The 858-nt window shown below is 51.2% G+C and carries 1 protein-coding gene; it reads left to right on the top strand.

The window, feature by feature from the left end:
• The first annotated feature begins 30 nt into the window (after positions 1 to 30).
• Entirely contained in the window at positions 31 to 768 is a 738-nt protein-coding gene (locus tag ACTHS3_RS15850; RefSeq protein WP_070606796.1) for a methionine ABC transporter ATP-binding protein, read from the top strand.
• The last annotated feature ends 90 nt before the right edge of the window (positions 769 to 858 follow it).

The raw sequence follows: 858 nt of genomic DNA, 5'->3' as shown, positions 1-858 counted from the left end.
CACACGAATTAAAGAAAACACGGATAAACCATGATTATTCTGGATCACGTCTCCAAACACTATCAAACACGCGACAAAGAAGACTTTGTCGCTGTCGAACCGACCAGCCTCGAAATCAAACAGGGTGAAATCTTTGGCCTGATGGGCTACTCCGGCGCAGGCAAATCCACACTGCTGCGCCTGATTAACTTATTGGAACGTCCGGATACAGGTACCGTCAGCGTGTGCGGCCAAGAACTGACCGCGCTCAACGCCACGCAACTGCGCCACGCCCGACAAAACATCGGCATGGTATTCCAACAGTTCAACCTGTTGAGCAACCGTACCGTTGCCGAAAACGTCGCCTTTCCTTTAGAAATTGCCAAATGGCCGTCTAAAAAAATCCAAGCGCGTGTCGAAGAATGTTTGGAAATCGTCGATTTGCAAGACCGTGCCAACCATTACCCGTCCCAACTTTCCGGCGGTCAAAAACAACGTGTCGGCATTGCCCGCGCGCTGGCGCCGCAACCTCAAGTCATCCTCGCCGACGAACCCACTTCCGCCCTCGACCCTGCCACTACGCGCAGCGTTTTGAAGTGTTTGGAAGACATCAACAAACGCTTTAACGTAACCATCGTCATCGTTACCCACGAAATGAGCGTTATCCGCCGCCTGTGCGACCGTGCCGCCCTCTTAGACAAAGGCCGTCTGCTGGAAATCGTTGAAGTACACGGCAACCAAATCCATGCCCAATCCAAAATCGGGCAAGAGCTGATTCGAGAGGACTAATATGGCAAATTTGACATTTGAAAGTGCTGTTGAGACCATCGTCAGCATGAAGGGCGAAATTATCCAAGCCTTGGGCGAAACCTTTATTAT

The organism is Neisseria sp. P0009.S007 (assembly GCF_051962515.1).
Note: the sequence above shows the minus strand (reverse complement) of the source record. Positions and strands in the feature narration are given on the sequence as shown.

Excerpts from the sequence above, each read along its gene's own strand:
- ACTHS3_RS15850 (WP_070606796.1), top strand. The coding sequence starts at position 31 with ATGATTATTCTGGATCACGTCTCCAAACACTATCAAACACGCGACAAA.